A 5,201-nucleotide genomic window follows, 5' to 3' on the forward strand; every position below is an offset into this window, starting at 1 on the left:
ATTGCATCCTTCAGGATCAAATCAATGCCATTGACCACCTCCCGCCAAGCCTTTCCACTTCCTGCCAATAGGCCTGCAGTGGTTTAATCACTTGTTTTTCAAAGAACCATCAGACTACTTGGTAAAAATCTCCTCCACAATTTTGCCTGTCTTTGGATCCAAACGAGAATCAAAACCAGAAAATGTCCCTGCCCAAGGTTCACCCCTAAGACAGAAAAGGGAAGTATAGAAACTATGTCCTGAGGGATCCACAGGACCCACAGCGGGGGGAATTTGCCACAATAAATTCCCCTCCTCAGACACACAATAAACATTTCGTCCCGTCCCATATTCAGTAGTCAATATATAAATCCTTTGATCCAAATACATCAACCATTCTACCAATTTTACAGCCGTAAAAATACACCTCCCCTTGCAAAATACATTCAAATCATTCACCACTCTCACTGTGAGCTCCGGCGGTTGCTCCCCATACACAATCTCTGGTGTCATTACAGCGGCATTCCCTGCGATTGCTTCCAGAGAAGCATCCATTAGTATCCATTTCTCTTTCCCCTCGAGATTCAAACAATAAACCTTGCGGGAAGGACCCTTTTCTCCAGGTACTTCAAACACATAAATCTCATCGGATAGCACAACAATTTTTTCAATAAGCCGGTAAGCAAAACAAATCCGGAGACCATCTCTAAAAAGTTCCTCCCCTTTTATCTCGTAATATAGCTTTTTCGTCATAGTTTCCCCACCTCACTGAATGTTGCTTTCTCAAGCCATTCCTTTCCTCCTAAAATTTCCCACTGAATCCCTCCGCCTGGACCAAAGTTATTACGGCCAGCAATACTGACTCTCATTGGCGTTCCCTCTTTAACAATGACCTCAGAAACAAATACACCGCCCTCCAGATATTTATCCGAAAGTGAGTAACGCTCTTTCAATCCCTTTCTGGAAAATTTCCGGGGGTCCTCCTTCATCAACCATTCCTTTCTTTGACTTTGATTATCATCAAGGTGAACCCTAAAATATTTTTCCTCTCCCTTTGCCTCTCTGTAAATCACTCTTGTCCCTGGTTTATAAGGTGGTTCGTATCCTCTTGCAACGTGGCGGACGTTCAATTCATCTGCACTCAGCCGCTCCCACCGTCGCGCTCCTTCCCCAATCTCCTCCGCTTGCCTTAGCGCATAATTCGCATCCGCTACCGTTCTACGTCCCACCTTGTTTATGAGTGCCGCATCTTTGAGCGTTGTTTCAAAGCCCTGCGCCACCTCCCGCCAAGCCTTTCCACTCCCTGCCAATAGGCCTGCGGCGGTGAGCACGCGCTCATTGAACGATAATTTATAACCCGTTCCAAATGCTTTGCGCGATTTCTAAAATCTTTGTGAGTAGCGCTTAGTTCGTTGATAGCAGAAAAAAAGTCACTCTTTTGAAAACGAGCCATTCTCTCCATGAAATCAAGGAAAGCGTAGGGATTGTATCCGACTTTTTGACACAGATCGGCTCCATATTCATCGGCCTCTTGCTCTTGTCTTTGGTTCCACTTGGCTCTCGCTATATCCTCCGGAATAAAAATTTTCTCGAGCTTATTGCGAGGTTCATAATTTTGCCGGTGGCGATGGAGGACTTTGTGCCCGATCTCGTGACCAATCAAACACGCCAGTTCCGCCTCGTTCCCAAGAACATTCAGCATGCCACGAGTGATACCGATGGAAGGGCTGTCAAAAAAAGACATGCCTTGGATGCGACTCGTCTTTAAGACATCTACGTTGATGGACGAAAACCCCAGCTTCTCTTTGGATTCTTTTTTAGCCAGGGTCCGGGTAATTTGGTTGACGTAACTGCTGATGTCAGAGTCGCGAAGGGTTTCTTTGGAAAAATCCATGGAGCTGTTCTTTGTGCCCGTCGAGACACCAAAAGTGGCGCAACCGAATAAAAGTGGAAATAGCAATAAAAGCAAATGTGGCCTGATTTTCATTTGCCTTCCCCCCCTTGATGCATTTGAATCTGCTCCAGATGCCCGGTTAGTGCTTTGACACGTTCACCATTGGATGGATGGCTGTCAAAAATGCTGTGTTTTGATTTTCCATTTTTCTCCGCCGCTCTTTTCCAAATGGCAACCATTTTCTCCGGGTTAAAGCCGGCCTTCATCATGGTATACAACCCTTCAAGATCCGCATGGGCTTCATCGGAACGGGAATATTGCAACATGTAGAGACCCAAAGTTGGATAATAAGCGAGCTGAAAGAGTCCTCCCCAAGTTTCCCCCATACTTCCGCCCAGACCCGCCGCCACAATTTCTCCGACCATAACGGCGCTCCGCGCATTTTTCATTTGTTTATATCCATGGCGCAAAGTCGCATGGGACATTTCATGCGCCATCACCGCGGCAATCTCATCCTCGTCATTGGCATCAATCAAACCTTCTTTCCGGTCAAAAATCCCCTTGAAAAAAATAATTCCGCCCCCCGGAAAACAAACAGCATTGACATAAGGATCGTCCACTAAATGCACTTCCATCGGCAAATCTGCCATGAGAGAATTGGGTTGCAAACGCCGAAACACCTTGTTTAGCCGTGCTATCAAAGCCCTATCTTTGGCCACATCCACACCGATTTTTTTATCCCTAAATTGCAAAAGATAAGCATCGTAAAAAGCGTTCTTTAATTGAATATCCCATTGAAGATTCTCAATAATTGTTGTTGGACGCATCCATTTTAAATGAGGTTTTTGCTGTTTAAGAAGAACCTCATCATCACGCTGATACGCCAAAATATTTGTGGAAACGAACAACAATATCGAGAATGATAAGAGTCCGTATAATTTCACAAGTGCCTGCCTTCTAGCTGATTTTTAAGCCGTTCATTTTCTTTGATAACATCTTTCAGACGAAGCACAGCCTTTTTGTATTGTTTACGGTCCGAAAGAGATACCGCTTTCTGATAAGCTAATATTGAAGCGGAATAATTTTTCAGCGCCTCGAAGGCTACACCGATATTGTAATAAGCGGCATGATTGGCGGGATTGGAAGCGGCCACTGCCTGCCAACTTTCCAAAGCTCCCTTCCAGTCTCCCTGCTTCACTTTTTGCAGACCACGCACACAATCCGGATTTGTGGCCAATTTGATTTTTTCAGCAACAATTTGCGGGATAAGATCTCCGAGAAGCTGTGTTACAAGGGGATTTGAGGCGGAGTTCAACAAAACCTCATCCGATGGGATTGAATGAATCTGCTCCATCCCCAAAGCCCTTGTTTCCGTAGAATTCTTCAACGTAATACTTCTTGAGGAATTTCCCTTTTTTGAAGGAATAAAATCGACAGTCAGAGAAATTTCCGTCTCTTTTTCAACATAAGGGACATCATAAATTTTTCTGATTTTTTCCGGAACCTCGCGTGTTTTTTGTTGCCCATTTTCAGTATAGTTCTCGATGATTTTTTTGCCTGTTTCTTCCTCCACAATCTGCTTTTCTATGCCGCTTTGAACAGAAACCTGCATCTTCTGTGGATGAACATCCAAAATAGCGTCCATCTGTTTATGCAAAGTGCCATTGCCCAACAGATGAACTTCACTAAAAAAACGTTTCATCTGAAGCGCTTCTTGAATTTTTGAAGCAAATTCCCGGACATTTTTGTTAGATTCGGATGAGAGTGTTTCCGTCACCATGATTCCTATTTTACGAACACCCGCCACGTCCATTTTCGCGGCCTTTATCCGCAACACCGGAACCTTGTAGGCGCAGGCAGACAGACCCGTCACAAACATTAACGAAACACAGAACCAACCATTCAAAGTCGAACACATTTTTTTCTGTTTCATAGACATGTTTTTTCTCCATTCTCGTGCATGAAATAGCAAGCAATGTGCCACCGCTATTATCCAAATAAGCTATTGATTTTAAATGCTTGTCCTTGAGAGAGAATGCGGCATTGGCTCAAAATGACTCACATTGAATCAAAACTGCAACAATTTGGGGAGACTGTTGATTTCTTTTGTTGGGGAGCGGTTAAAAATAGCTATGGGAAAACCAGTCCATGAAACAGTTGGAGAAGACGTGAAATAATATGGGGGCGGTGATGGAGCCGGTTCTTTCTTTTAGATAGCCAAATAAAAGTGCCGGGAAAAAGATTGAAAAATGCCACCATTGAAGCTGGATCAGGCTGTGCGCAAAGGCAAAGACTGCCGCCGTTACAATCCAACTCCATCCTAAATCAACCCCCAAGATGCGCCATTTTTTTGTCCAAACGTTATTCAACTCTCCCTGCAGAAAACCCCGGAAATAAAATTCTTCCGGAATGGCGACGGCCAAAAATTGAAAACCCAGATGATTCGTAAAGGCGGTCCATGGCGCCGACTGAAATCCGTGAAAATGAAAAATGTGGAGCATCCACGTATGGGCAAAAACAAAGTAAACAGGAAAAATGATTAGCACAGCGACCGCGAAAGCAAACAAACCTCCCGCAAACTGTTTCCATGAGCGGTCCAGAAAATCGATTTGTCTTTTCTGAGCGCTTAAATAAATAAACGGGACATAAAGCAAAAGTGCGGGAAGCAAAAGTGCGGCCCAACTCTCCGGCAGAAAAAACTGGGAAATTTTGAAACTGACTAACAGGAGAAATGTCAGACCCAACAGCCAGAATAAAAGTTTTTTATTCATGAGGTGATCCGTTGTGGCACGGGCAATCCTAGACGTTTAAAATAAAAATAGGAATATATTCCCGCAATCAAAAACGGAATCATGGCCAGTTGCCCCGAGGAAATAATGCCGCCAAAATAAACGCCCCGATCAACATCCCCTCTTAAAAATTCGATTCCTATCCGTCCTACGGAATAAAGAATCATCATGATCGAAAAAAGCTCTCCCTGAAAACGCCAGTATTTTCTGGAAATCCACCAGACGATAAGCTGAATCAGCAACACATTCGCCATCAAATAAATTTGCGTCGCGTGCAAAGGAATATTGGGATAAACACTGTAGGCGGTCGAAGCCGGATTTGTGAACGTGAGATGAATAAAAAAATCGGTCGGCTTTCCAAAACAGCAACCGGCAAGCAGACATCCACCCCTTCCAAAAAACATTGCCAGAGGAAATGAGAGAGAGGCAATATCAAAATAGGCCCAGATCGGTTGCTTTCGCCAACGCAAATAAAAATACCACGAAAGTAAAACCCCGATATAAGCCCCCCATGATACAAATCCCCCCTGCCAGAAATA

Annotated in this window: 7 protein-coding genes; all 7 read right to left on the minus strand. The window is 44.2% G+C overall.

Annotation, left to right across the window (positions count from 1 at the left end; all coding sequences use genetic code 11):
* Positions 1-114: 114 nt before the first annotated feature.
* A complete protein-coding gene (locus tag HY877_04565; GenBank protein MBI5299550.1) occupies positions 115-732 on the minus strand; it encodes a hypothetical protein in 618 nt (205 codons plus the stop codon).
* Positions 729-1,259 carry a hypothetical protein gene (locus HY877_04570; GenBank protein ID MBI5299551.1) on the minus strand — a complete coding sequence of 177 codons (531 nt, stop codon included), beginning with the start codon at positions 1,257-1,259 and terminating at the stop codon, positions 729-731. The genes HY877_04565 and HY877_04570 overlap by 4 nt, the downstream gene beginning before the upstream one ends.
* A complete protein-coding gene (locus HY877_04575) occupies positions 1,214-1,966 on the minus strand; it encodes a M48 family metalloprotease (protein MBI5299552.1) in 753 nt (250 codons plus the stop codon). The genes HY877_04570 and HY877_04575 overlap by 46 nt, the downstream gene beginning before the upstream one ends.
* Positions 1,963-2,817, minus strand: coding sequence for a M48 family metallopeptidase (locus HY877_04580; protein MBI5299553.1), 855 nt, complete (start codon positions 2,815-2,817; stop codon positions 1,963-1,965). The genes HY877_04575 and HY877_04580 overlap by 4 nt, the downstream gene beginning before the upstream one ends.
* A complete protein-coding gene (locus tag HY877_04585; GenBank protein ID MBI5299554.1) occupies positions 2,814-3,806 on the minus strand; it encodes a tetratricopeptide repeat protein in 993 nt (330 codons plus the stop codon). The genes HY877_04580 and HY877_04585 overlap by 4 nt, the downstream gene beginning before the upstream one ends.
* 187 nt (positions 3,807-3,993) lie before the next feature.
* On the minus strand, positions 3,994-4,644 hold the full coding sequence (locus HY877_04590) for a CPBP family intramembrane metalloprotease (GenBank protein ID MBI5299555.1): 651 nt from the start codon (positions 4,642-4,644) through the stop codon (positions 3,994-3,996).
* On the minus strand, positions 4,641-5,201 hold a 561-nt coding region (locus HY877_04595; protein MBI5299556.1), incomplete at its 5' end, for a prolipoprotein diacylglyceryl transferase. The genes HY877_04590 and HY877_04595, both read right to left, overlap by 4 nt.

The sequence above is a fragment of the Deltaproteobacteria bacterium genome (genome assembly GCA_016213065.1).
Classification (GTDB): Bacteria; UBA10199; UBA10199; order SPLOWO2-01-44-7; family SPLOWO2-01-44-7; genus JACRBV01.

Excerpts from the sequence above, each read along its gene's own strand:
- HY877_04565 (MBI5299550.1), bottom strand. The coding sequence starts at position 732 with ATGACGAAAAAGCTATATTACGAGATAAAAGGGGAGGAACTTTTTAGA.
- HY877_04575 (MBI5299552.1), bottom strand. The coding sequence starts at position 1,966 with ATGAAAATCAGGCCACATTTGCTTTTATTGCTATTTCCACTTTTATTC.
- HY877_04585 (MBI5299554.1), bottom strand. The coding sequence starts at position 3,806 with ATGAAACAGAAAAAAATGTGTTCGACTTTGAATGGTTGGTTCTGTGTT.
- HY877_04590 (MBI5299555.1), bottom strand. The coding sequence starts at position 4,644 with ATGAATAAAAAACTTTTATTCTGGCTGTTGGGTCTGACATTTCTCCTG.